The sequence below is a fragment of the Neobacillus camarae genome (assembly GCF_054950115.1).
In genome coordinates, this window is sequence record NZ_JBUCKX010000002.1 from 1162047 (window position 1) to 1188182 (window position 26136).

Annotated in this window: 22 protein-coding genes and 2 pseudogenes; 21 read left to right on the forward strand and 3 right to left on the reverse strand. The window is 38.6% G+C overall.

Translation table 11 applies throughout. The features are described 5' to 3' along the window. Window positions 1-18: 18 nt before the first annotated feature. From ACY8D0_RS13125 to ACY8D0_RS13135, 3 genes are read left to right on the forward strand one after another with little or no spacing between them, the layout of a single operon-like run. Window positions 19-1260 carry a site-specific integrase gene (locus ACY8D0_RS13125; RefSeq protein WP_462410951.1) on the forward strand — a complete coding sequence of 414 codons (1242 nt, stop codon included), beginning with the start codon at window positions 19-21 and terminating at the stop codon, window positions 1258-1260. After that, window positions 1253-2260 carry a tyrosine-type recombinase/integrase gene (locus tag ACY8D0_RS13130; RefSeq protein ID WP_462410952.1) on the forward strand — a complete coding sequence of 336 codons (1008 nt, stop codon included), beginning with the start codon at window positions 1253-1255 and terminating at the stop codon, window positions 2258-2260. Before ACY8D0_RS13125 ends, ACY8D0_RS13130 begins: the two co-directional genes overlap by 8 nt. Beyond that, window positions 2235-3260 (forward strand): site-specific integrase, encoded by a 1026-nt coding sequence (locus ACY8D0_RS13135; RefSeq protein ID WP_462410953.1) that lies wholly within the window; start codon window positions 2235-2237, stop codon window positions 3258-3260. Before ACY8D0_RS13130 ends, ACY8D0_RS13135 begins: the two co-directional genes overlap by 26 nt. 159 nt (window positions 3261-3419) lie before the next feature. On the opposite strand, the gene ACY8D0_RS13140 is transcribed toward ACY8D0_RS13135, so the two are convergent. After that, window positions 3420-3614: a hypothetical protein gene (locus ACY8D0_RS13140; RefSeq protein ID WP_462410954.1), complete on the reverse strand. Its 195-nt coding sequence runs from the start codon at window positions 3612-3614 to the stop codon at window positions 3420-3422. An 85-nt stretch (window positions 3615-3699) separates the two neighbouring features. Here ACY8D0_RS13140 and ACY8D0_RS13145 point away from each other — a divergent pair. Together ACY8D0_RS13145 and ACY8D0_RS13150 are read left to right on the forward strand one after the other, a co-directional pair. Next, window positions 3700-4529: pseudogene (locus tag ACY8D0_RS13145) on the forward strand (transposase); the annotation flags it as partial. Window positions 4530-4675: 146 nt separating this feature from the next. Next, window positions 4676-5877, forward strand: a pseudogene (locus tag ACY8D0_RS13150) (IS256 family transposase). A gap of 392 nt (window positions 5878-6269) precedes the next feature. On the opposite strand, the gene ACY8D0_RS13155 reads toward ACY8D0_RS13150, so the two are convergent. Beyond that, on the reverse strand, window positions 6270-7220 hold the full coding sequence (locus ACY8D0_RS13155) for an LCP family glycopolymer transferase (RefSeq protein WP_462410955.1): 951 nt from the start codon (window positions 7218-7220) through the stop codon (window positions 6270-6272). 477 nt (window positions 7221-7697) lie between these two features. On the opposite strand from ACY8D0_RS13155, the gene ACY8D0_RS13160 reads away from it, so the two are divergent. From ACY8D0_RS13160 to ACY8D0_RS13215, 12 genes are all read left to right on the forward strand, one after another. Further along, window positions 7698-8396 (forward strand): glycosyltransferase family protein, encoded by a 699-nt coding sequence (locus ACY8D0_RS13160; RefSeq protein WP_462410956.1) that lies wholly within the window; start codon window positions 7698-7700, stop codon window positions 8394-8396. A gap of 72 nt (window positions 8397-8468) precedes the next feature. Then, a complete protein-coding gene (locus tag ACY8D0_RS13165) occupies window positions 8469-9086 on the forward strand; it encodes a YveK family protein (RefSeq protein ID WP_462410957.1) in 618 nt (205 codons plus the stop codon). 43 nt (window positions 9087-9129) lie between these two features. After that, entirely contained in the window at window positions 9130-10332 is a 1203-nt protein-coding gene (locus tag ACY8D0_RS13170; RefSeq protein ID WP_462410958.1) for an O-antigen polymerase, read from the forward strand. A 2-nt stretch (window positions 10333-10334) separates the two neighbouring features. Further along, window positions 10335-11171, forward strand: coding sequence for a glycosyltransferase (locus tag ACY8D0_RS13175; protein WP_462411358.1), 837 nt, complete (start codon window positions 10335-10337; stop codon window positions 11169-11171). Between the two features lie 16 nt (window positions 11172-11187). Continuing rightward, window positions 11188-11886, forward strand: coding sequence for a glycosyltransferase family 2 protein (locus ACY8D0_RS13180; protein ID WP_462410959.1), 699 nt, complete (start codon window positions 11188-11190; stop codon window positions 11884-11886). Window positions 11887-11993: 107 nt separating this feature from the next. Then, a complete protein-coding gene (gene rfbA / locus ACY8D0_RS13185; RefSeq protein WP_462410960.1) occupies window positions 11994-12872 on the forward strand; it encodes a glucose-1-phosphate thymidylyltransferase RfbA in 879 nt (292 codons plus the stop codon). A gap of 14 nt (window positions 12873-12886) precedes the next feature. After that, window positions 12887-13447, forward strand: a complete 561-nt coding sequence (gene rfbC, locus ACY8D0_RS13190; RefSeq protein WP_462410961.1) for a dTDP-4-dehydrorhamnose 3,5-epimerase — start codon at window positions 12887-12889, stop codon at window positions 13445-13447. Between the two features lie 10 nt (window positions 13448-13457). Beyond that, window positions 13458-14483, forward strand: coding sequence for a dTDP-glucose 4,6-dehydratase (rfbB, locus tag ACY8D0_RS13195; protein WP_462410962.1), 1026 nt, complete (start codon window positions 13458-13460; stop codon window positions 14481-14483). Then, the gene (gene rfbD, locus ACY8D0_RS13200; protein ID WP_462410963.1) at window positions 14480-15331 is read left to right on the forward strand and encodes a dTDP-4-dehydrorhamnose reductase; all 852 of its coding nucleotides are present in this window, start codon (window positions 14480-14482) and stop codon (window positions 15329-15331) included. The genes rfbB and rfbD overlap by 4 nt, the downstream gene beginning before the upstream one ends. Before the next feature lie 355 nt (window positions 15332-15686). Next, window positions 15687-16748 (forward strand): glycosyltransferase family 4 protein, encoded by a 1062-nt coding sequence (locus ACY8D0_RS13205; RefSeq protein ID WP_462411359.1) that lies wholly within the window; start codon window positions 15687-15689, stop codon window positions 16746-16748. A gap of 158 nt (window positions 16749-16906) precedes the next feature. Beyond that, complete coding sequence (locus ACY8D0_RS13210; protein ID WP_462410964.1) at window positions 16907-19414, forward strand: N-acetylmuramoyl-L-alanine amidase; 2508 nt, start codon at window positions 16907-16909, stop codon at window positions 19412-19414. Window positions 19415-19522: 108 nt separating this feature from the next. Then, on the forward strand, window positions 19523-20587 hold the full coding sequence (locus tag ACY8D0_RS13215; protein WP_462410965.1) for a glycosyltransferase family 4 protein: 1065 nt from the start codon (window positions 19523-19525) through the stop codon (window positions 20585-20587). A 101-nt stretch (window positions 20588-20688) separates the two neighbouring features. Here the strand turns inward: ACY8D0_RS13215 and ACY8D0_RS13220 are convergent, their stop codons facing one another. Then, window positions 20689-21330 carry a YigZ family protein gene (locus ACY8D0_RS13220; protein ID WP_462410966.1) on the reverse strand — a complete coding sequence of 214 codons (642 nt, stop codon included), beginning with the start codon at window positions 21328-21330 and terminating at the stop codon, window positions 20689-20691. A gap of 243 nt (window positions 21331-21573) precedes the next feature. Here ACY8D0_RS13220 and ACY8D0_RS13225 point away from each other — a divergent pair, with 243 nt between their 5' ends. From ACY8D0_RS13225 to ACY8D0_RS13240, 4 genes are all read left to right on the forward strand, one after another. Continuing rightward, on the forward strand, window positions 21574-22716 hold the full coding sequence (locus ACY8D0_RS13225; RefSeq protein WP_462410967.1) for a sensor histidine kinase: 1143 nt from the start codon (window positions 21574-21576) through the stop codon (window positions 22714-22716). 95 nt (window positions 22717-22811) lie between these two features. Then, the gene (locus ACY8D0_RS13230) at window positions 22812-23504 is read left to right on the forward strand and encodes a response regulator (RefSeq protein WP_462410968.1); all 693 of its coding nucleotides are present in this window, start codon (window positions 22812-22814) and stop codon (window positions 23502-23504) included. Window positions 23505-23666: 162 nt separating this feature from the next. Continuing rightward, the gene (locus ACY8D0_RS13235; RefSeq protein ID WP_462410969.1) at window positions 23667-24506 is read left to right on the forward strand and encodes a DegV family protein; all 840 of its coding nucleotides are present in this window, start codon (window positions 23667-23669) and stop codon (window positions 24504-24506) included. 134 nt (window positions 24507-24640) lie between these two features. Next, window positions 24641-26134: an ATP-dependent helicase ComFA gene (locus tag ACY8D0_RS13240; protein WP_462411360.1), complete on the forward strand. Its 1494-nt coding sequence runs from the start codon at window positions 24641-24643 to the stop codon at window positions 26132-26134. Window positions 26135-26136: the final 2 nt, after the last annotated feature.

Below are 26136 nucleotides of genomic sequence, written 5' to 3' on the forward strand. Positions count from 1 at the left end.
TTGAAAGAGAGGTATTGTATGGATCATACAATTAATGGGCTAATACATGAGGTATTAAAGTCGCTTAGACAGGATGGATATACCGAAAAAGGTGTTAAAAAACATTCCCAGACTTATTCACTCCTAGTGTTCTATGCGGATAAAGTTGGCCAACCGAAATATAGTGAAGAACTTGGGCAAGCATTTGTAAAGGAAAGATATGGGGCATCTTTCGATACCCGTAGAGGTAATAACAGTCAGTATGTAACTGAAAAAATTCGCCATCTTAATAAACTTTGGCATTTCCAACAATATGGTACAGTCCATTTTGCTGCTAGAAGTGGGAAGAAAAAACCTTTTCAGTGCCCTGGTTGCTTTTCAGATGTGTATGAAAAGTTTCTAACCTTCTGTGAGTACAAAGGATACACGGATCATAGCCGCCGTTCCTTAATATATCCCGTAAAGAAGTTCCTTACATTTCTAGATGCCAATAAAATATCATCCATGGATGATATTTTAGCAGGGACCATAACCAGTTTTATGACCTTGTATATTGACTGTTCAAAAGTTTATCTAAAAACATTAACATCAAAACTAAGTGTCTTTTTCCATTTCCTTTTTGAAAATCACCTAGTATCTCATGAACTTCACACATTCCTTCCTGATATCCGATATGTGAGGGACTCATTCATCCCTTCTTCTTGGAAAAAAGAAGATGTTATTAAACTAATGAAATCAATTGATCGTAGTAATCCAGTTGGTAGGCGAGATTATGCAATGTTAATTCTTGTTGTGAGACTTGGACTTCGCACAAGCGATATTCGCAATATTAAAATTACTGACTTTAACTGGCAGAACAGAACAATTCATATCATACAGTCTAAAACCCGTGAGCCACTTGAACTCCCTCTACTAGAAGATGTTGGTTGGGCCGTTATAGACTATCTAAAGAATGGTAGACCAATAACTGATGATATTACATTATTTGTAAGACACTCCCCGGAGGGAGGACCCATTTCCGAGAGGAATAAACTTCAAAATGTTCTTCACAAACATATGCGAATTGCCGGGCTTGAGCTTCCAAAGAACGAACATAGAGGCTTACACTCCTTAAGAAGTAGCCTTGCTCGAACTATGCTTGAAAATGGTGCTGCACTTCCCGTTATCTCGGAAATTCTTGGGCACAGGAATACCCAGAGTACAAGTCATTATCTAAAGATTAACATAGAAGCGCTAAAGAAATGCCCCATTGATCCCGAGGAGGTGTTCCTTGATGAATAAGTCCCATTATGAGTGGAAAAGCGCTATATCATCTATCATAAAAGATTTCATTGATGAGAAACATCTTGCTGGATACCGTTTCCGCTGTCAAGAAAGATGGATGAAACAGTTTGATAAGTATTGTTATGAAAAAAATATTAGTATAGATCAACTTAATAGAAATCTATTAGAACAATTTTGTTCCAAAAATAAAAGCGAAGCTAGGATGACATATGAGGGCCGACTCTGTTTAATGCGGCAGTTCGCTAGATATCTTTTAAAACACGGATACAAAATTGAAATTCCAATCACACCAAAAAAGCGATTTTCTTATCCAATTCGTATTCCATATATATATACCGCAAGTGAGTTAAAAGAAATCTTTATACAGATTGATAATTGGATTTGGACATCACAAAGCCGGGGATATCGAAGACAAATAGACCCACTGCTCTTTCGCATGATTTATGGTTGTGGGTTAAGAGTTATGGAAGCACTAAGGTTAAAAGTGACGGATGTCAACCTCGAAGAGGGCTATCTATCTATCATTGATGCCAAGAACGGAAGAGACCGGATTGTTCCTATGGCAGAAAGCTTAATTAACCGATGTAGAGCCTATTCCCAACAAATGCACTTATTAAGTAGTCCAAGTGATTTCTATTTTCCAGGTCGCACATCAGGAACTCATATATCCCACACTAGTACATACAAACGTTATCGAGAATACTTATGGAGAGCGGGCATTTCACATACAGGACATGGCCCAAGAATACATGATCTGCGCCATACATTTTGTGTTCAACGATTTAAAATGTGGGCTCTTGCTGGGAATGACTTGAACAACCTAATGCCATACCTTTCGGCATATCTTGGTCATGCGGATTTTAGGGGAACAGAATACTATCTTCGACTTACTGCTGATTTATATCCAGAAATTATTTCAAAACTAGATTATGCCCACGGCTATATAATCCCTGAAAGGAGCTGTAGTTTAAGTGAAGAAAGAATCAGATTTTGCTAAACACTTGTCCAGTTTTCTCACCAGATATCTTCCAGGGACATTAAATGTCAGTAAGAATACAATATCTTCCTACAGGGATACCTATAAATTATTCCTTTTGTATTGGCAAGAAGTGAAGAAAACTCGACCAGAACATCTACGACTGGATATGATTACGCGTGAATCCGTCTTGTGCTTTCTTGATTGGCTTGAAAACAGTCGTGGTTGCTGTATTTCGACAAGAAACCAGCGCTTGGCTGCGCTCCACTCTTTTATACGCTATGTACAATTAGAGAGCCCAGAAAATTTGTTTGAATTACAAAAAGTATTAGCTATTCCAATAAAAAAGAGTCCCCGACCTGTTATTAAGTTTCTTACATTAAGGGAAACAGAAATCTTATTAGCGCAGCCGGACACTTCCACTAAGGCGGGGAGAAGGAATCTAGTTTTATTGTCACTTATGTATGACAGTGGTGCAAGGGTACAAGAAATAATTGATCTGACCTACCAGGATGTCCGGCTTGACGCACCATCTGTTGTCATCCTTCGTGGCAAGGGAAATAAAACACGTTCCGTCCCATTAATGAAGAATACAACATCTTTGTTAAAGAAATATATTACAGAACAAAAATCAGGATACAGCACCTTATTGAACGATACACCATTATTCCTTAATCAGCAGAAACAAAAATTAACTAGAAAAGGAGTAGCCTATATTCTGAAAAAGCATGCCGAAAGCGCATGCCTAGATTCCGAATTTCAAAGAAGGGAAAAGATAACATGTCATGTGTTAAGACATTCTAGAGCAGCACATATGCTGCAGGCCGGCATTCCCCTAGTTTATATCCGCGATTTTCTTGGCCATGCAAGTGTTAAAAGTACTGAAATATATGCAAGGTTAAACGATGAGATAAAAAGGAAGGCCATGGAAGAAGCGTATATTAATTTAAATATGCAAGATTTTCCTTCCTGGCAGGAGGATGCTAAGTTGATGGATTGGCTTACGGATTTATGCAAGTAACCCAATTATATAAAATTATGGGAAGTATATTTACTGCTTTGATTATGTAATAAACAATTTTCGAGTCCCTACTTCCCATAATAGTACTCTTCGCATAATTTCTCATGTCCGTTTTACCACAAATGATATAAATATTTTTCACACTTGTAAAATCGTGTTTCACCGATCTTTCAACTCCCTCATAACGGTTTGGATGATGTGCTCATCTACGCCGTTGAAGAAGGAAATCTCAGTATTGCCGGCTTTGATCGTGCAAGTAGGATTTGAGGAGACCGTTGCTGGATTTGAAGTGGAAATTTTTTCGTTATCGGTATGTAATTTGACAGGGACGATGGTTAGTTTTTGTTGCGACATATGAAAAGCACCTCCTTAAATTGATACCTTGATCGTACCAGGAGTTGCTGCTGTTTTATATGCGTTGTTTGAATACGGGCTTACGGAAGAAACTCTTATTGAGTATCCAAAAGTAGAGGTACAGTTAAACCTATTAAAGGAAACGGTTACTGACGATATTGAACATTTACAAAGCTCGGAGGATAAAGATGCAAAAGTAGGGCATAAAACTGCTGATTCCTCATTCTTTGGTTATAAAACGCATATTGCCATGAGTGAAGAACGGATTATTACTGCCGCAACAGTTTCTACCGGGGAAAAGAATGACGGAAAACAATTAGAAACACTTATGGAAAAAAGCATCCAAGCAGGGATGGAAGTTGAAACTGTAATTGGGGATGCAGCCTATTCTGAAAAACGAAATATCGAATATGCAAATGAGAATGATATAAAATTAGTAGCTAAATTAAACCCTTCCGTCATGCAAGGCTTCCGCGCAAAAGAAGATGAATTTGAATTTAATAAAGATGCTGGCATGTATGTCTGTAAGGCAGGGCATATGGCAATAAGAAAGGCACGTGGAGGTAAAAAAGGCGTAGCCGCCAATCAAGTGAACACCTACTACTTCGATATTGAGAAGTGCAAACGATGTCCTTTCAAGGAAGGCTGTTATAAAGAAGGAGCGAAAAGCAAAACTTATTCTGTAAACATCAAATCAAACGAACATAAAGAACAGGCAAAATTCCAAGAAAGTGACTATTTTAAAGAAAAATCAAAAGAGCGCTATAAAATAGAAGCAAAAAATAGCGAATTAAAACACAGACACGGGTACATGTTGCTAAATCCTCGGGTCTAATTGGCATGGAATTGCAAGGTGCCATGGCAATATTTACAGTGAATTTAAAAAGAATTTTGAAACTTATAGAACAAAAATAGAGACAAAATTACCCAAATGAACAAAAAAGACGACTTAAAATTCACATTTACGGACAGTGCGGAAAAAGTTGTGTAAATAAGTTTGTTATCAATCCTCCTTGGCAAGAATTAGGATAAATAATACTTGCTAAGGAGGATTTTTCGACATGAAAATTCCAAAGGAATTGATCAAAGAAATCATAAAGGAACAGAAGTTCACAAGCACCAATCAAATCATGGATACCATTAAAGAAATGTTTGCAGTTATCCTAGAGGAAGTGCTCCAATGTGAAATTGAAGAGCAGCTAGGATACGAAAAACACCAACGTCGTGGTAATGAACCAAACAATTACAGAAACGGATCAACCAAAAGGAAATTAAAAACACAATTTGGCGAAGTGGAAGTAAATGTTCCTCGGGACAGAAAGGGCTCGTACGAGCCACAAATCTTGGACAAATATCAAAGGAATACCGACGGAATGGAAGATAAAATACTGTCACTATACGCTCATGGCATGTCCACAAGAGATATCCAGGAACAGGTCAAAGATCTCTATAATATTGAGATTTCCTCCGAGTTAGTTAGTAAAATCAGTGAGAAAATTATGCCACAAGTGAACGAGTGGCAAAATCGAGCACTTGAAGCCTATTATCCTTTTATTTTCATGGATGCCATTCATTATAAAATTCGAGATAATCATCAAATTGTTTCGAAAGCAGCATATGTTGTTCTAAAGGAATCAATAATGAAGGGTATAAAGAAATTCTTGGCATCTGGGTTGGGGCAAACGAGAGTAGTAAGTTTTGGTTAGGCGTGTTGAATGATTTGAAAACCAGAGGAGTCAAAACGGTCAATCTTTTCTGTGTGGATGGGCTTTCAGGGCTTAAAGAGGCCATCCAAGCTGTGTATCCTTTTGCCGGTATTCAGCGTTGTATCATTCATCAAATCCGTTCAAGTACCAAATATGTTTCTTATAAACATTTAAAAGAGTTTGTCGCTGACCTTAAAAAAATATATTCTTCAATTAACGAAGAGTCTGCTTTAGAAAGACTCATTGAATTTAAGGATAAATGGGGCAAAGAATATCCTTCTGCGGTTAGGTCATGGGAGGAAAATTGGGATATTTTAGCTACCTTTTTCGCATATCCGCAGGAAATTAGGATAATAATATATACTACGAATATTATTGAAGGACTTCACCGTCAATTTAGAAAAGTAACAAAAACCAAGTCTATTTTTCCAACTGATGATAGCTTAAGAAAAATGCTTTACTTGGCATCTCAAAACATTTCGAAAAAATGGACCATGCGTTATCGAAACTGGGATATGATTTTAAATCAGCTTGAGATTCTGAACCAAACATCATAATTGGGGACTCTGTCCCCAAACCCCTGAAGTTTATCGCTTTTGTTTTCCCTAAAACGGACAAAAAAACGGACCGCACTAAGTCCGTCCGTTTTAGGGTAAAATCCATAAAACCGCTCAGGTTGCACTTCTGCATTGCCCTATCCTGTTTTATGGTAAAAGCCAATATTATTTTTGACAAACGATGTTTTTTTATACCTATTTATTCTTGCCTTGCGAAGATTGTCAAATAATACTTACACAAGATTTTCCGCAGACCCCATTTACGAATTTTAAAGCCGTCTTTTTTTAGTTGTGCTTTAGAAAACTCTCGAAAAACCGAAGGTTTTTCAGTGCCCTCGCTTTTGCCAGGCTATTTTTTATTTTCATAGAGCTTATCTTTTGCAACGAAAAATTTAATATATATCTATTGCAGGAACAGATTCTGTTTCTAATCCTAAATGGGCTCGTAGCTCATCAGAAAGACTTTGTCTTGTTTCATCCTCTACAATATAATACCAGCCACCATTAATCATTTTGCCATTGCCCTGAATTTCAATTTTGTCAATAGTTCCTGTAGCACTTTTATAAGATGATTGGATATCAATCATGTCGTTTAATGTTAGATTAGTTTTAATATTCTCCTCTAATGCCTCAAGGATTTCGTCGTAATTAGTTAATGTTGAAATAGATTTACCTTTATCAATAATTTTTGAAATAACTTCCCGTTGTCTTTCTGCACGGCCAAAGTCACCTCGTGGATCAGCCTTTCTCATCCGTGCATATTGAAGTGCTTGCGTACCATTTAAATGCTGCGGTCCTTTTTTTAAGGTTACGCCATCTAATTCAAATGCGTATTGGTTATCTACATCAATTCCTCCAACTGCATCAACGATGTCTTTAAAACTTTCCATATTAACCTGAATATAATAATCGATTGGAACATTAAGAAAGTTTTCCACTGTATCAATAGTTTCTTCGATTCCGCCATAAGCATAACCTGCATTAATCTTGTCGATATGATTCTTATTAGGGTTATCTTTGTTAATTAGTTCAGTACGAGTATCACGTGGGATACTTACAAGTTTAGTAGATTTTAATTCAGGATTAACGGTCATCACTATCATTGAGTCCGTTCTTCCTTTATCACCTTTACGCTCATCAACACCAACCAAAAGAATTGAAATAGGATCTTTTTGTTCGACTTCAACTTTTGTCTCCCTTTTCTGGGATACGTCTCTAGAAATCGGTTTATTCATCTTATCCACTGCACTGGCAACATTACTATAAACATTATAGAAATAAATGCCTCCGCCGATGAGTAAAATAAAAATTAGCAAAAGACTAAATCGAAGCCACTTTTTCATCCTCTTTTTCGTTTGCTTCCTACCTTCTCTACTAGAAGTCATATATATAAAATCCCTTCTTTACAAAATTTAGGCAAGTCTTCACAATCATAATTAAAATTATAATATCGAATTCTATTTAGTTCAACAGGAAATAAAAAAAAACGACAGATAAAGTACAAATTATGACAACATGATGATATAATTGTTTTTTGTAAAGTCGAGATTTAAGCTAAGAATTAAGAAATTTGTCGAACTCTTTGTTTAGCAAAAATTACATGAATTAATATTAAAATAAAGAAGATAATAAAGGAGCAAGTTCTGTCAGATTTTAGATAGGTGTCTTTATTTGATGTTACAGGGTTATCGTAAATCCTTTTTAGATTAAACGAAAGAGTGTGAAAAGTTTGTCCAAAGCAAAGGTTGCTATTAGTATCGTTACATATAACAGTAAGCATATTTTCAATGTCCTTGATAATTTAATTAAGGAGTTCAGTAATGATCAGCGCTTTCGATTTATTGTATTTGATAACAATTCTGATGATGAATATAAGGAAAAAATTAAAGAACTACGAGAATTTTGCTGATATTACTTTTTATCAAGAGAATAAGGGATTTGGGTTTGGTCACAATTATAATTTATTAAATGCATCTGAAGAGTATTTCTTAGTTTTTAATCCAGATATAATTTTAGTGAAAGACGATTTAATCAAAATGTTAGAGGTGATCGAAAAGGATGGAGAAATATCACTACTAGTTCCAAAAGTATTAAATTCTGATGGTACACCACAACATTTAATGAGAAATCGCGTTTCGGTATTTGATTATGCTTTGCGCTTTATTCCGTTTCAATTTGTAAAAAAGTTATTCGATAAAAGATTGGCTTCCTACGAATTGAGGGATATTCCGAATAATCGGTATGTAGATATTCGGATTGGCTCGGGCTGTTTTATGTTATTGCGGGGCCAGGACTTTAAAAAAGTGGGCGGATTTGACGAGCGGTATTTTATGTATTTTGAAGATTATGATTTATGTTTGAAGTTGGGAAAAGATAAGAAAAAGCGAATTGTTTATTCACCATTCTCTAGTGTAGTCCATTACTATGAACGAGGAGCTCATAAGAACTCCAAGCTATTTAGAATCTTTATTCAATCCATGTTTAAATATTTTAATAAATGGGGGTGGAGGCTATTTTAAGAAATTCATTATGATAATGTGTTTGATTGATTGTATAGATAATTTATTCTTTGAATTCTAATGGAGGTTATCATGGACGGGTCAACATATATTTCAGATTTAATTAAACTGTTAAAAAAATATCTTTGGCTAATTATTCTTCTAGGCGTAATAGGTGGTGTTTTCGGGAAAATTTCAGCATCAAAGGGCCCGGCTCCAACATATGAAGCTTCAGCCCTAGTGTTAATAAAACCACAATTCACACAAACCAATACTATTATCAACCAAGCGGATGAGACCAACCGGTTTTTAAATACAGCTCAAACTTTGGTTAATACCCCAGTCGTTTTAAAGACAGTAAAAAAAGACTTGAATTTAAAGGAAAATACAAAAGAGTTAGCTGGAAAAGTTAAAACTAGTATTGAAAACGGTTCTGAAATTTTGAGAATTACTGTAGACGATAGTAATTCCACCAAAGCCACCAATGTGGTAAATAAAACCGCTGACGTATTTCAAAATGAGATAAAAAAATATTTAGATGTAAAGTCGGTTCAGGTGGTTGAAAAAGCAATTAAAGGCCAAGAAAGCGAGATAATGCAAACAAGACCCAATGCAAATATGATAATGGGAATAGTGATTGGTTTATTAATTGGGGTTATTCTTTCACTCGGGTTGAACTTTTTTATTAAGCCCTCAAGAGTGAACACATAACAAAGCTGCCATTATACATTAATGAAAGGGGGCAAGTTATAGCTTGATAAATCCCTACTTTATTTATATACTTTCATTTCTAGCTGTTTTAATAGCTTATATCCTTAGATGGTCACAATTATTCCCTACTTTAGGAATATCTTTGCTGCTTTTTTTGGGATGTTCAATGGTTGTTGCATATTTTTTAGGAAGAGTTTTTATGAAGCAAAAAGTTGTTACTTTCTCAAAAGTATACTATAAGAAGTATGTAGATTGGGTCACATATGGGATTCTTGTAGGATATTTCGTGGAGTTCTTATATCATAAAAACTTCCCGTTGCTTGCAATTTTTATCAACACACCACTAAGCTATCATGAATTTGGTATTCCAACCTTTCATGTGTTCTTAGTTACCTTTAATTCGTTTTTTTCACTTTACTTATTTCAAATTGTGTTATCAGAATCCCAATATAAATTTAGATCTATTCTATTTTTTGGACTCACATTAGTGCCATCCATATTAATACTAAACAGAGGTATGCTCTTAATCATTTTAATGAGTTGTGTATTTATATATTTAATTAAGTACCAATCAAAAATCACATTCAAACAAATTACTGGCCTAGCAATTTTAATGATTTTGGTTTTATATTTGTTCGGGGTGGTTGGAAATATAAGAGTAAACAATTCATACCATACAAATACTTCCTTGACAGACAACAGTCTCTTTTTACAAATTGGCGGGGCAACTGATGAATTTAAAGAATCAATCATACCAAAAGAATTTTTTTGGGCATATATTTATCTGGCATCCCCTCTTGCCAACCTAGAGAAAACAATAGATAATTTTGAGTTTGAAAGTGACGTGAGTCTTTATAATTCATTCGTTTTTACAACGACTCAGTTATTACCGGATTTTATTAGCAAGAGGATCGTTCCTCTATATAATATGGTGATTCCAGACGATGTACAAATTACGCCAGAGTTAAATGTATCTACTGCCTTTGCACAGCCTTATGTAATACTTGGTTGGGTGGGAATTACATTTTACACCCTGTTCGCTTTTTTCTTTGCATTTTTCTATATTCTCTTATTAAAAAAATTGAACAGTGATTTCATTTTAATCGGCGTGGTCTTAATGAATTCTATATTTGTTTTTACTACATTTAATAATATGTTTGCATTTACAGGGTTAAGTTTCCAATTGGTTTATCCTGTTCCTTTTTATCACTATTTAGTGAAAAAAATTAATTCCAAAGGCTGTTAATGATGAAGATAACTTTAGTAATAGTACTATATAAAAGTACATTAAATCAGTCGACTACATTTTGTTCCTTGTTAGACTCTTCCAAAAGGAACATGGAATTTTTAAAAAATGTATCAATTGTCATTTACGATAATAGCCCAAATGAACAAAGTCTTGAGGGACAAAACCTTTCTGGTCTTAAAATCATATACAAACATGATTCAAGAAATTTAGGGATTGCTTCAGCTTATAACTATGCTTGGTCTATCGCCCGGGAAAATGGATCTGATTGGTTAATGTTGCTTGATCATGACACAAACTTAACTGATTCCTATTTAGACGAAGTTTTAAATCTTCCTGAATTAAATGGAAAAATTGCTGCAATTGTACCAAAGGTTTTTAACGGAAATACCTATATTTCACCTGTTTATAGTCAGTCTCTGCGTCCTTTACAGCGTGAAGTGCCTGTCACGGGGCTTCAGGAACAACCGGTTATGGCCATTAATTCAGGTGCCCTTCTTAAGTTGGACTTTTTAAATGAAATCGGTGGTTTTAATGAAGACTTTCCGCTTGATTATCTTGACCATTGGATATTTTATAAAATTTATGAAACAGGTTGGAAGGTCAAGGTATTAGAGGCTACCCTTGAGCATGAATTGTCCGTTATGGATTACAGTAGGGTTTCCTATAAAAGATATCAAAGCATCATTGATTCTGAAATGAAATTTTATAAATTCTATAAAAAAGATATGTACTCGTCCTATAGGAAACAGTTAGCAAAGAGATTCCTAAAGCAGATTTTAACTGTAAAAAATAAGAAAATTGCAATGTATACTTTACGTAAGCTTTTTTCAATGTAGAAGGAGTTATTGGAAGATGTTATCTGTTTGTATGGCAACCTATAATGGAGAGCAATTTGTAAAACGTCAGCTTGAAACTGTCCTCAAACAGCTGAACCCAGCAGATGAAGTGATTGTTGTCGATGACTGCTCAAATGACAATACAGTGAAGATTATTAAAGAAGCATACGGCAATCGGGTACAAGTTGTGGTGAATGAAAGTAATTCTGGTGCTATTAAAAGCTTCGAAAAGGCGATATCTTTGGCTAAAGGAGATATCCTTTTTCTATGCGATCAGGATGATGTATGGGAAGATAACAAAGTTTCAGAAGTCATGAAGGCATTCGATGAACAGGGGGCAGACCTTGTCGTGCATGATGCTGCTGTGGTGAATGGCAATCTCGAAGTAATCGATCCATCCTGGAATAATTATAATAGGAACAACATAAAACAAGGAATTCTAGGTAACCTATTAAAAAATGCTTATACCGGTGCAATGATGGCTTTTCGTAAGGAATTAGTGTCAGACATTTTACCATTCCCATCTGAAATTGAAATGCATGATCAATGGATTGCCCTTGTCTGCATGTTGAAAAAAAAGAAAATGGTGTTTATCAGTCAGCCGTTAATGAAATATGTCCGCCATGGAGGCAATGTTACGGGAATGACAAAAAGGACCCTAACCAAACAGGTAAAAGGAAGACTTCAAACTATTTTAGCCATCGCAAAATATTAACGGCATTGATTGTTACGTTTATGTTACATTTTTGTTCTTGTTTGTTCTTTTCGGTATCCTTCTTTATAATGGTGAAGGACCATAATTATGTGAGGAGTTGAATGATTTTGAAAGGAATTATTCTTGCGGGCGGCAGTGGTACACGGCTTTATCCTTTGACAAAAGTCGTATCTAAACAGTTGTTACCTGTCTATGATAAACCGATGATTTATTATCCGCTGTCTGTGTTAATGCTAGCAGGCATTAAGGATATTTTAATTATTTCTACACCTGAGGATATCTCGCGGTTTGAGCAAATCCTGGGGGACGGCTCTGATTTAGGAATGAACTTTACATATAAAATCCAGCCCCATCCGGGCGGATTAGCACAGGCATTCATTCTAGGGGATGAATTTATTGGGGATGATAACGTTGCGTTAGTGCTTGGCGACAATATCTTCTACGGCCATGGATTGACCAACCTGTTGCACAAGGCTGCTTCTCGCGAAACTGGTGCAACAGTGTTTGGATATTATGTTAACGATCCTGAACGGTTTGGTGTCGTTGAGTTTGATGAGTCAGGAAAAGCCATCTCTATTGAAGAGAAGCCTGAAGTCCCTAAGTCCAATTATGCAGTTACGGGCCTTTATTTTTATGACAATCGTGTTGTTGAAATCGCAAAAAGTATTAAGCCGTCACCACGGGGTGAATTAGAAATTACGGATGTCAACAAAGCTTATCTGGAAATGGGCGAATTAAGTGTTGAACTTCTTGGACGTGGTTACGCTTGGCTGGATACTGGCACACATGCTTCGTTATTAGAGGCGTCCCAATTTATTGAAACAGTTGAGAAGAGACAGTCATTAAAAATTGCCTGCCTTGAAGAGATTGCGTTCAAAATGGGTTATATTACAAAAGAAAAACTTTTAGAACTTGCTGAGCCATTGAAAAAGAACCAATATGGCCAATATTTGATTAAGATTGCCAGTCAAGGATCCATTCGATAAGTGAGGTTAAACACATGAATGTAATTGAAACGAAGTTACCAGGTGTAAAAATTTTAGAACCAAAAGTCTTCGGTGATCACCGGGGCTATTTCATGGAAAGCTATAATAAAGAGCTGTTTGAAAAACTGGGGTTGCATTATGATTTTGTACAGGACAACCAGTCCTTGTCAGCTCCGACCGGAACACTAAGAGGACTGCATTTTCAGCTTAACCCAAAAGCCCAAACGAAAGTTGTCCGTTGCATTACTGGGGCGATTTATGATGTAGCTGTTGATATCCGCAAAGGTTCGCCGACTTATGGAGAGTGGGTAGGGGTAATTTTAAGCTCCGAAAATAAACGTCAGCTTCTGGTCCCAAAAGGATTTGCACACGGCTTTTGTACATTGGTTCCTGACACCACTGTTGCTTATAAGGTGGATGAATACTATTCACCAGAGCATGATGGCGGGATTTTATGGAATGATCCGAACCTCGGGATTGATTGGCCCACTGCCAATCCAATTTTATCTGAGAAAGACACCAGGCACCCAAGATTAAAAGATGCAGCCCATCTAAACTTTACTTACGAAAAATAGGAGGTAGCTCATGAAGTTATTAGTTACAGGCGGTGCGGGCTTTATTGGAAGTAACTTTGTCCGCTACATGGTAAATAAGTATCCGGAGTATAATATTGTTAATTTAGACTTACTGACTTATGCAGGAAATCTCGAGAATTTAAAGGACATTGAGAATAAACCAAATTATAAGTTTGTCCGTGGTGATATTGCCGATCGTGATTTTGTGCAAGGTTTATTTCAAAAGGAAAAGTTTGATTATGTGATTAACTTTGCTGCTGAGTCGCATGTGGACCGTAGTATTACGGACCCAGGAATTTTTGTGCAAACGAATATCCAAGGGACTCTTGCCTTATTGGATGCTGCCAAGAGCTTTGGTGTTGCCAAATATCTTCAGGTTTCTACTGATGAAGTATATGGTACCTTAGGCGAGACTGGTTATTTTACAGAGGAAACGCCATTAGCAGCTAATAGTCCTTACAGTGCAAGCAAAGCAGGAGCTGACTTGCTTGTTCGTGCTTATCATGAAACGTTCGGGCTTCCGGTCAATATTACACGTTGCTCCAATAACTATGGGCCATACCATTTCCCAGAAAAACTGATTCCATTAATGATTATTAATGCATTAAACGATAAAGAACTTCCTGTCTATGGTGACGGCTTAAATATCCGCGATTGGCTTTATGTTGAAGACCATTGCCAAGCGATTGACCTGGTGCTTCATAAGGGACGCGACGGCGAGGTATACAACGTTGGAGGTAATAACGAACGGACCAACATTGATATTGTTAAAACCATCCTAAAACAGCTCGGCAAGCCTGAATCATTAATTAAATATGTAAAAGACCGCCCTGGTCATGACCGCCGTTATGCTATTGATGCTACAAAATTACGCACAGAACTCGGCTGGCAGCCAAAGCATAATTTTGATACAGGTATTAAAGAAACAATTGATTGGTATTTAAACAACAGGGAATGGTGGGAAAATATCATCTCCGGCGACTACCAAGAATACTTTAAATCGCAGTATGGTGACAGATTAGGGGTAGAGAAATGAAGGTTGTTGTTACCGGTGCGGCCGGCCAATTAGGGCAGGACGTTCTTTTAGAATTAGAAAGAAATAATCACCAGGCTTTCGGTACTGATCGTCAGCAACTAGATATAACAAATGAGGCAGACGTCATTGCGTATATTGATGAGGTAAAACCGGATGTGATTCTTCATTGTGCTGCTTATACCAATGTGGATGCAGCTGAGGAAAATGAAGAGCTTGCTTATCAAATCAATGGATTGGGTACAAAAAACTTGGCTAAAGCGGCCAAACAAGTCGGGTCTAAATTATTATATATCAGTACTGACTATGTTTTTGATGGTACTGCCACAGAACCATATGAAGTGGATGAGCCTACAAAGCCATTGGGAGCATATGGACGGACAAAACTTGCAGGGGAAGAATTTGTTAAAGAGTATCTTGAGCAATTCTTTATTGTTCGGACTGCTTGGGTATTCGGTATTTATGGTCAAAACTTTGTTAAGACAATGTTGCGTCTGGGTAAAGAACGCGGTGAGGTTGGGGTCGTTCACGATCAGGTTGGTTCACCGACTTATACCGTAGATTTAGCGAAGTTCATGGTTGAATTAATGGAAACGGAAAAATATGGTGTATATCATGCTACCAATAACGGGGTATGTTCTTGGTATGAATTTGCTGTTGAAATTTTCAACCAGGCTGGATTGGATATAACCGTTAATCCGCTGACTACAGAGCAATTTCCGCGGCCTGCAGCCCGACCAAAGTATTCTGTCCTGAGCAAAAGGAAAATTGAAGAGCAGGGTTTAACTCCGCTTCGTGATTGGAAGGAAGCCTTGGCTGCCTATTTAAATGAAGCAAAAAAAACGAACTGATAATTTTATCAGTTCGTTTTTTTTGACCCAGAACCAGTTTACAAAGATAATCACTTCCCCGGTATGTGTTCCGTGTTAATATCTCAATGAAACCTTTTGTAATTTATACCGTCTATACAATTGTGGAATAACACAGCTTAAGGATATGTTAAGAATATATTGTTACATTCTTTAAGTAATGTAGAAGTAACATGAATGAATTAAATGAAAATTAATAGAGTGTTTATTTAAATGAAACTGTATGATATAATCCATTAGGATAGATTTTATGCGGTTCAGAATAAATTTACTGAATATAAAATGTAAGTATCCATGCCATTGTTGCCGTGGATATGAAACAACGGAGGGCCTTATGTTGTCTTATCTTAATCTAGCAATCTGTTTTTTTGCTGCTATTATTCTTACACCGTTAGTAAAAAAACTTGCATTTAAAATTGGAGCAACAGATAAACCTAATCAAAGAAAAGTTCATTCACGTATTATGCCTAGGTTAGGCGGACTGGCCATATTTTTAAGCTTTATTATAGGTGTTCTAATTTTAAAACCTGTTGGGGAATATCATTTTCCAATTATATTAGGAAGTTTCATTATAATCCTGACAGGAGTTATAGATGATATAAAGGAAATTTCGCCAAAGCTAAAATTAACAGGGCAAATTGTGGCTGCTGCTGTAGTAGTAATATATGGCGGTTTAAAAGTCGAATTTATTAATTTACCTTTTGGCGGTACAATTGACTTTGGATATTTAAGTATTCCATTGACCATGATTTGGATTATAGGTATTACCAATGCAATTAACTTAATCGATGGGTTAGATGGATTAGCAGGTGGCGTATCATCCATTGCATTATTCACTATTGCAGGTATGGCCATTGTGATGGGGAACTGGTACGTTACAGTTATGGCACTGATTGTTGCAGTAAGTACATCAGGGTTTCTATTTTATAATTTTCATCCGGCCAAAATTTTTATGGGAGACACGGGTGCCTTGTTTTTGGGATATATGATCTCTGTGTTATCCTTATTGGGGTATAAAAATGTTACGTTTATCTCCTTGGTCATTCCGATTATCATCTTAGGAGTTCCCATTTCGGATACATTCTTTGCTATCATTCGCCGTGTTGTTAATAAACAGCCAATATCGGCTCCGGATAAGTCGCATTTACATCACTGCTTATTAAGATCAGGATTTACGCATCGCCAAACAGTCCTGTTAATCTACGCAATGGCAGCAGTCTTTGGTTTAAGTGCGTTCATCTTCTCACAATCAACTGTTTGGGGTTCATTAATTGTTATCCTGGTACTGTTGATCATGATCGAAGTGATCGTGGAGAAGATTGGGTTGGTCCGAGAAGATTATAAACCCTTGTTAAAGTTTATGAAGGGCTTTAAACCTATTAATATTAGAAATAGATAATGGAAAGAACCTAAAAATCTAGTAGATTTTTAGGTTCTTTTATTTTATAGGCTCTCCCTGATAAAAATCAGTCACATTATGTAGACCTTTGTCATATTTTCATAGATATTATGATATTATATACTAATCAATGGTTTTAATTTCTTAGGAGGAGGATAATGCGAAAAAAAGTTTTCATTTTAATAGGTTTATTGTTTATGGGTCTCTCCCTTTTTCCAAGTGGAAGTACTACCTTTGCATCAGGGAATCCATCGGTGTCCTATGCTGTCCACGTGCAGGACATTGGCTGGCAGGACGCTGTTTCTGATGGTAAAGTATCTGGAACAGAAGGACAATCAAAAAGGCTGGAAAGTATTAAAATTTCCGTGAATAATGTGCAAAATTTAGGGGTTAAATACTCCACACATGTACAAGACTATGGTTGGTCAGCCTATAGTACAAATGGGCAAGAGAGTGGATCTACAGGACAATCGAAGCGTTTAGAGGCCATAAAAATCGAACTGACTGGTTCGAATGCAGCCAATTATAATATTTATTACCGAGTTCATGCTGAAAGCTACGGATGGATGAACTGGGTAAAAAATGGAGAGATGGCTGGAACTTCTGGACAATCCAAACGTTTGGAAGCAATTGAAATTGTCATTCTAGAAAAAGGAGCCATGCCGCCTGATAATAATGCCTCTAGCGAACTTATCATATTAGAGCCATCGGTAAGCTATCGAACCCATGTGCAGGATTATGGATGGCTGAATCTTGTCTCAGATGGCGAATTAAGTGGCAAAGAAGGTGAATCCAAACGCTTAGAAGCGCTCCAAATCTCACTAAAAAATAGTCCGTATACGGGAGGAATATCTTACACAACCCATGTACAGGATTACGGCTGGTTAAATAGTGTATCTGATGGAGAAACCAGTGGAACAACCGGACAGAATAAACGAGTGGAAGCCATTCAGGTGAACTTAACAGGGGAAATGGCTAAACATTATGATGTTTATTATCGTGTCCTCTCCCAATCTTTTGGTTGGCTTGGCTGGGCTAAAAACGGGGAATCTGCAGGTACAGAGGGTCTTTCTAAGCAATTGGAAGCTATTGAAGTTGTTTTAGTTAACAAAGGTGGAGCAGCTCCCGGTTCGGTTGATAAGCCATTTCTTACTAAGCCATCAGTTTCCTATTCCTCACAAGTTGAATCATATGGGTGGCTTGATGCTGTAAAGGATGGAGCCATGAGCGGCACCAGTGGGCTTGGGAAACGGCTTGAAGCCTTAAAAATCAATTTGCAGAACAGTCCCTTTAATGGTGATATTACATATTCAACGTATGTTCAAGATTATGGCTGGATGGGCAATAAGGTAAATGGTGAAATTGCTGGTACAGTCGGTGAAGGTAAACGGGTAGAAGCCATTAAAATGAGTTTAAGCGGGGACTTGGCAAATTATTATGATATTTATTATCGGGTTCACGCCCAATCGTTCGGCTGGTTAGGCTGGGCAAAAAATGGAGAGTCTGCTGGTACAGAGGGACTTTCTACACGATTGGAGGCAGTTGAAATTGTCCTGGTTGACAAAGGTGGGGCTGCTCCAGGATCATTGGATAAGCCGCTTATTACCAAGCCAACAATCGTATATTCCACTCATGTAGAAGACATCGGCTGGCAGGCATACGCAGCAGACGGTGCATTAAGTGGAACTGAAGGGGTAGGAAAAAGATTAGAAGCCATTAAGATTAATTTACAAAGTGCACCATACAGTGGGGGCATTACATATACCACGCATGTACAGGATTACGGATGGCTAAGTAATGTATCTAATGGTGAAATATCGGGTACCACGGGACAGAGCAAACGTTTGGAAGCAATTAATATAAATTTAACTGGCGAAATATCAAATTACTTTGATGTTTATTATCGAGTTCATATTGAATCTTACGGTTGGTTAGGCTGGGCCAAAAATGGGATGAGGGCCGGTTCTGAGGGGCTTTCCAAAAGATTAGAGGCTATTGAAATTAAGTTAGTACCTAAGGGTCAAGGGGAAACAGTAAGTGTTAGTGGAGCATTCATACAGTACAAGCGCCCGTTGACAATATTTTTAGACCCTGGGCACGGAGGTACTGACCCTGGTGCGGTTGCTGGAGGGTACAAAGAAGCTGACTTGAACTTATCAGTTGCTAAAAAAGTGCAATCTTTATTATTAAGCCGTGGCTATACAGTGTATATGTCTCGCACCAGCGACACCACTGTAGAATTATTGGATAGACCACAAATGGCCAATAATTTAAATACGGATATTTTCGTCAGCATTCATACTAATTCAACAGGAACCAGTTCAACAACTGCTGCCGGAATAGAGGGTTATTATTACGAATATGATCCAGCATACCCTTCAAAAATCAATGCATCTATGCATAATGATCCAGAAAGAGTTTCCAAGAGCGTGACACTTGCGAACTTAATACAAGAAAATATGGTTGAATACACAGGTGCAACTAACCGTGGAACCGATGGTGCATCATTTGCGGTTATAAGGGAAGCTGCTATGCCCGCAACTTTAGTAGAAATGGGCTTTATTAACAATTCAAGCGAACGACAAAAGTTATTTACAGATTCATACCAAAATGTACTAGCCAAAGCAATCGCTGATGGAATTGATGAATATTTCAGGACTTATTAGTCCAATCAGATTCTTTACTTTAAGAACAGAAATTCCGAATTTTTACAAACACATTTTTGTTTTCAAATCCTCCTTGATGGACAAACTTATCACAAGGAGGATTTTTTTATGCTCTATCTTACCTTGATATTATGTTTTGTCTTATCAGTTGTTATAACACCGCTTATAAAAAAATTAGCTTTCATCATAGGGGCAACCGATCGTCCGAATCAGCGTAAGGTCCATCAATCCATCATGCCTAGGCTTGGCGGTTTAGCCATTTTTGTTAGTTTTCTCGCAGGAATCCTTCTTCTCCGTCCTGAAAACCAATTCTCTGCGGCAATATTGCTCGGCTGCTTCATTATTGTTTTAACAGGACTCTTGGATGATTTGTTTGAATTGCCGGCGAGATATAAGCTAATAGGTCAATTACTGGCTGCGCTAGGTGTTGTTTTTCTTGGTGATTTGCAAGTAGTTTTCATTAACCTCCCGTTTGGCGGTCAAGTCCAGTTTGGATTGTTTAGTGTTCCTTTCACGTTACTTTGGATTGTGGGGATTACTAATGCAATAAACTTAATTGATGGTTTAGATGGATTGGCAGCAGGGGTCTCTTCAATAGCGCTAATTACAATAACTGGAATTGCTTTTATTCAAGGTAACTTGTTTGTGGTTGCCGTTGGCTTAATTGTTCTAACCAGTACATTAGGCTTTTTAATTTATAATTTCCATCCGGCCAAAATTTTTATGGGTGATACAGGTGCTCTGTTCCTAGGCTATATTATTTCAGTTTTGTCCCTTCTTGGATTCAAAAACATCACCTTTATTTCGTTCGTTATTCCTGTCATTATCTTAGGCGTTCCCATTTCAGATACCATATTTGCCTTATTAAGGCGAGTGATTCAAAAAAAACCTTTATTAGCTCCAGACAAATCTCACCTTCACCATTGTTTGCTCCGTATGGGCTACTCCCACCGGCAAACGGTACTGATTATTTATGCAATGGCTGCATTCTTTGGTTTGGTGGCCATCATTTATTCACAGGCCCGGGTTGGTGGAGCATTATTCTTAATAGCAGTCGTCATCCTATTAATCGAAATTCTTGCCGAGAGAATTGGTCTGGTAGGGAGAAACTACCGGCCCGTTCTAAACATTGTCGAAACCTTACGGACAAGTATCGCCAAAGGGCGGTCATAATGTTACAAAAAATACGGTACACCGTAAAGATTACGGGTACCGTATTTTTTTCCCAATTGTTTTCCTTATCAAGTCCTATTATAATTTCCCTAAAGAAACCGTTAGCTCTTTACAAAATCTTCCTCTAAATAGACAGTCTCACCTGATTCGATTACGCATTGGCCGTTCGTCAATTCGGTCATCCAGTCCGTAAAAAGTTGGGTTCTACTTTCATCGACGAAGGTTTCAATGTTGACGGTATCCAAATAATGAATTTCTTTGATTTTGTACTCAGAGGCCCGAAGCTCTTTTTCAATTTTACCGAGCAAGGTATAATCGAGTTTGACATGCATAACTTGAACAAGTTGTCTTTCAACAATGCCAACTGCATCCAGGCCTTCTGACGTGGCTTTCCCGTAAGCGCGAATCAAACCGCCTGCACCGAGCTTAATCCCGCCAAAATAGCGGGTGACAACCACAACGGTATCTTTTAGTTTCCGTTTTCTCAAAACCTCAAGAATTGGGACACCAGCGGTTCCACTTGGTTCACCATCATCATTAGCTTTTTGAATTTGATCATGTTCACCAATCAGGTATGCCGAGCAATTATGGGTAGCGTCCCAATGTTCTTTCTTGATGGTCTGTATAAATTCTTGAGCTGCTTGTTCCGATTCTGCTCTGGAAACATGAGCGATAAATCGGGACTTTTGGATGGTAATTTCATGTTTTCCATATAGTTTAACTGTTAAATATCGGGGCAACATCGTGAAATCCTTCCTTTATTTAAAAAAGTTTCTGTAATATACCTTTAATCTGGGTGTAAAGTTCGAATGGTATAATAAACATAGTCGTAATAGGCAAAAAGAAGTAGTAAATTCCAATTTCATTTATTATACTACTTTAAGGCAATGAAGGCTCGGGTCTAATGGCTGTGCAAACCAATTATTTTTTAAAAAGTCGTTAAGTAAATGTAACGAACCTAAAGGGAAAACCCTGGAGGAGCCAAAATGAAGATTAAACAAATGAATATGAAATCGATTGATGAAATCCGCGAAGAAATGATGGATACGGTGACATGCAGTAAGAGTGACATTTTTCGAATTAGCGAACAATGCCGAGATGATTACGAGAATATCACCAATGAATTATCATCCATTCAACAAATGATGGTGAAATTGATGGATGAGGGCGATGAGCTTGAAATGCTCGTAAACGAGGCAAGACAGAAGCTCTCGGAAGTCAGCAAAAATTTTAAGCTCTATTCGGAGGAAGAGATCCGGGATGCTTACGAAAAAGCCCATCAGTTGCAAATGGACCTATCCATCAACTGGCAGTATAAAAAGCAATTGCTTGAAAAAAGAGATGAACTCGAGCGCAGGTTAATAGGACTGCATTCCACGATAGATCGTGCCGAGCAGCTTATCTCTCAAATATCCGTTGTCATGAATTATCTCCAGAGTGATCTTAAACAATTTGGGGAAGCGTTTGAAAACGCGAAAGCAAGAGAAGATTTTGGATTGAAAATTATTGAAGCGCAAGAGGAAGAGCGCAGGCGCCTTTCAAGGGAAATTCACGATGGACCTGCCCAAATGCTCGCCAACGTCATCGTTCGATCCGATTTGGTGGAACGCGTGTTTCGTGAAAAGGGACCTGAAGAGGGCTTTTCGGAAATTAGCAGTTTCAAAAAAATGGTTCGGGCTGCCCTTTATGAGGTGCGACGGATTATTTACGACTTGAGGCCAATGGCCTTGGACGATTTGGGACTGGTGCCAACTCTTAGAAAATATCTTCGGACCATTGAAGAGTACCATAACCAATCCGAAATCCTGTTCATCAATAAGGGCCTTGAGTGCCGGCTTCCGGCAAAATATGAAGTGGCTTTGTTCCGCTTGATTCAAGAATCAGTCCAAAATGCATTGAAGCATGCCAAAGCCTGCCAGATTAAAGTCCAATTGGACATTGCCAATGATGGAATTACCGTTTTAATAAAAGACAATGGAATCGGCTTTGACCCAGCCCATAAAAAACCGGAGTCGTTCGGATTAATCGGAATGAGGGAACGGGTTGATTTGCTTGAAGGCGAGATCACGATAAATTCTAAAATTGGCAAAGGAACCGAGGTATCCATTTCTGTTCCATTAAATAGTTAATATTTATAATTTCTTTTGAATATTTATATTACAAGCACTATATAGGAATAAAAAAATTCTTTTGGGAAATAAAGAGAAACTAGGAGGAGTTACATATGACGACTACTACTACTAAAATCGCCATTATTGATGATCACCAGCTTTTTAGAGAAGGCGTTAAAAGGATACTAGAATTTGAAAAATCATTTAGAGTCGTTGCCGAGGGGGATGACGGCAGCGAGGCAGTGACCATTGTCGAAGAGCACCGCCCGGATGTGGTGATTATGGACATTAATATGCCGCAAGTGAACGGCGTGGAAGCAACCCGCGAGCTGATTGACAAATACCCGGAAACAAAGGTAATTATTTTATCAATCCATGATGATGAAAACTATGTAACCCATGCACTGCAGACCGGCGCTAGCGGTTATTTGCTAAAGGAAATGGATGCGGATGCCTTGATTGAGGCGGTTCGCGTGGTCGCTGACGGAGGCTCTTATTTGCATCCAAAGGTTACACACAATCTAGTAAATGAATATCGTAAACTGGCTGCTGGCGTTTCCCATGGCGGTTCTTACGTCCAAACAGTAGAAATCCGCCGCCCATTGCATTTACTGACACGCCGTGAATGTGAAGTGCTGCAAATGCTTGCGGACGGTAAAAGCAACCGCGGGATTGGCGAGGCGTTATATATCAGTGAAAAAACGGTTAAAAACCATGTAAGTAATATTTTGCAAAAAATGAACGTGAACGATCGTACCCAGGCAGTTGTATCAGCGATTAAAAATGGCTGGGTTGAAGTTCGCTAGTCTGCCGTATAAAAGGAATCATTCAAAGGGGCATGCCTATGTGCATGCCCTTTTCATGTTGGGAAATTTTTTTCCATTGATACTGCATTTTCAGTTGCTTTCAGATACAATGGGTATTATGGCAAATTTTGTTGTAATACTAAACAAGGATGGTTTTTTAATATGAAAACGGCAATTGTCACGGACAGTACCGCGTACATACCGGAAGATATACGGGAGAAATGGAATATCCATATGATTCCGTTACAAGTGATATTTGGAACAGAGGTCTTGCAAGAAGAGATTGATATAACAGCTAATCAATTCTATGAAACGGTAAAAACAAAAGAACTTCCCACCACATCCCAACCGCCAATCGGCCAATTTTTCGAATTGTTTGAAGAACTGTCGAAGGATTACGATGCTGTCATCAGTGTGCATTTATCGAGCGGGATTAGTGGGACGTACCAAGGGTCCATCACGGCCGGAAGTATGGTGGAAGGTTTTAAAGTGTATGCTTTTGACTCGGAAATTAGCTGTATGGTCCAAGGTTTTTACGCAATAGAAGCGGCGGAAATGGCTGAAAAGGGAGAAACCCCTGAGATGATCTTGGACAGGCTTGAAGAGTTAAAAAAAACAGCCCGTGCCTACTTTATGGTAGATGACCTTTCCCATTTGCAGAGGGGCGGACGGTTGTCCGGGGCCCAAGCCTTTATTGGCAGCCTTCTTCAAGTTAAACCCTTGCTACATTTTGAGAACAAGGTAATTGTTCCGTTTGAAAAAATACGCACCAAAAAAAAGGCACTGAAACGGATTAGTGACATGTTGGGAGAGGACGCTTCCAGTGGAGAAGCCTATCGTGCTGTTATTATCCAAGCGAACCGAGAGGATGAAGCAAACGAGTGGAAATCCGAACTGGAGGCACAGTATCCAAATGTCGAGTTCATCATCGGCTATTTTGGGGCTGTGATTGGTACCCATTTGGGTGAAGGCTCGATGGGGATGGGATGGATGAAAAAGTGACTACAAAAAGCCAGGCAAAAATGCCTGGCTTTTTGTAAGTAGAAGAAGATATTTTATGTAGAAGGATTTCATGCAATATGTGGCGAACTTTCTAAATGTACTGAAGATGAGGCAAAAAGAAGAGGGTGGTTCCCATAAGATTTATTATAAAAAATAATCTACTTATTCCCCAAAAGTTCTACACAGACGATTCCCACCGAATCTCACAAATCCAGGTGATCCCCAGTCCGCAGCTAAATCCTAATTTCGGCTTTAACCCCGAACTCCAAAAACTCCTCACCGGTAAACAACTCCTTTTAGATGATATTCCTTTCCCGCCCCATGAAATCCAAACCCATTATGAAAATGGCTATATTCTCTACCGTAAAGGGATCGAGTACAACGGTAAACAACCAATATGTGCCCGTTGCGGAAATAACGATCTTCAAGAGTTTGGCTCATTTAGGTGCGCAAGATGCGGGGAAATGTGCCTTTATTGCCGTCACTGCATCATGATGGGGCGAATCAGTGAATGCACACCGCTCATCGGCTGGACCGGACCGGAGCCGGTAACACCACTGCCAGCAAAAATCATGGGCTGGTCCGGTTCCCTTTCCAAAGGCCAACAACAAGCCTCGGAGCGGGTAGTCGAAGCAATTCTGCAAAATAAAGAATGGCTAGTCTGGGCTGTTTGCGGTGCAGGCAAGACCGAAGTGCTTTTTGCGGGGATTGAGGCGGCCCTCTCCGCCAAAAAGCGAATTTGCATTGCTACGCCGAGAACAGACGTCGTCTTGGAGCTGACACCCCGGCTGAAATCCGCCTTTCCGGAAATAAAAGTGGCTTCTCTATATGGCGGCAGTGAGGACCGCCATGTATATGCCCCGTTGACCATCGCCACCACCCACCAGCTGCTCCGCTTTTACCATGCCTTTGATGCCATCATCCTCGATGAAGTCGACGCCTTTCCTTATACGGTAGAGGAATCCCTACAGCATGCCGCCATTCAAGCGCGAAAGCCAGAATCATCGATGATTTATCTGACGGCCACTCCGAACCAGAAATGGCAGCGGGAATGCCGGACAGGGAAACGGAACTTCACTACCATCCCAGCCCGGTTCCACCGTCATCCGTTGCCGGTTCCAGTACTCACCTGGTGTGGGAATTGGCAAAAGCGGCTCCATAAAGGTAAACTCCCGCCAAATGTAATCCAGTGGGTAAAAACCCGCCTAAATTCCGGAAAACAGGCCCTGCTCTTTTTCCCCCATATTCTTTTGATGGAAACAGCCCTTCCAATTCTTCGCCAGCTTGCCCCCGGCATTGAAGCTGTCCATGCGGAGGACCCTGAGCGGAAGGAAAAGGTCCAAAAAATGCGCGCAAAAGAAATACCCCTTTTGCTGACGACGACCATTTTGGAGCGAGGGGTTACGTTTCCTAACATTGATGTGGCTGTAATAGGTGCGGAAGACGCCATTTTTACTGAAAGCGCGCTTGTTCAAATAGCTGGCAGGGCAGGCCGCAGTAAGGACCACCCTACCGGGGACGTCACGTTTTTTCACTACGGAAAAACAGAAGAAATGCTGAAAGCGAGAAAGCAAATCGTGATGATGAACACTGAAGGTTTTAAAAAGGGACTTCTGGACCGCAAGTAAAA